Genomic DNA, 522 nt, shown 5'->3' with positions numbered 1-522 from the left:
GAACGGAGAAGCAGTCGAAGGAACTGACAGCATCACGGTCACCCTTGAGGGCATCGTGGAAGGCGGCAGCATTGAGGTGACCAAGACCGCGGATGTAAGCAACTATGCAGAGGAGGGAGACGAGATCGTCTACACCATCACGGTAAGGAACAACGGCACTGTGGATCTGACCGATGTAACGGTGACCGATCCATTGACCGGACTGGATGTGACCATCGCCACCCTTCCTGCAAACAGTGAAGAGGTTTACACAGAGACTTATATTGTCACCGCAGCCGACATCGCCAACGGCAGCATCACCAACACGGCAAGTGCCGAGGGCACAGATCCGAACGGGGACACCATCGAAGGAGCTGACAGCATCACGGTAACCCTTGAGGGCATCGTGGACGGCGGTAGCATCGAGGTGACCAAGACCGCTAATGTAAGCAATTACGCAGAGGAGGGAGACGAGATCGTTTACACCATCACGGTGAGAAACAACGGTACGGTGGATCTGACCAATGTGACGGTAACCGATCC

The 522-nt window shown here is 55.2% G+C and carries 1 protein-coding gene; it reads left to right on the top strand.

What is annotated here, in order from left to right:
- Positions 1-55: 55 nt before the first annotated feature.
- Positions 56-522, top strand: a 467-nt coding sequence (locus H1A14_RS23100) for a DUF7507 domain-containing protein (RefSeq protein WP_449406509.1), incomplete at its 3' end; no start/stop codon positions are given.

Origin of the sequence: Pararhodonellum marinum (assembly GCF_015354735.1) — a bacterium.
In the GTDB taxonomy this organism is placed as follows: Bacteria; Bacteroidota; Bacteroidia; order Cytophagales; family Cyclobacteriaceae; genus Pararhodonellum; species Pararhodonellum marinum.
The sequence above is the reverse complement of the archived record's forward strand: the minus strand, read 5'-3'. Positions and strand labels throughout refer to the sequence as shown.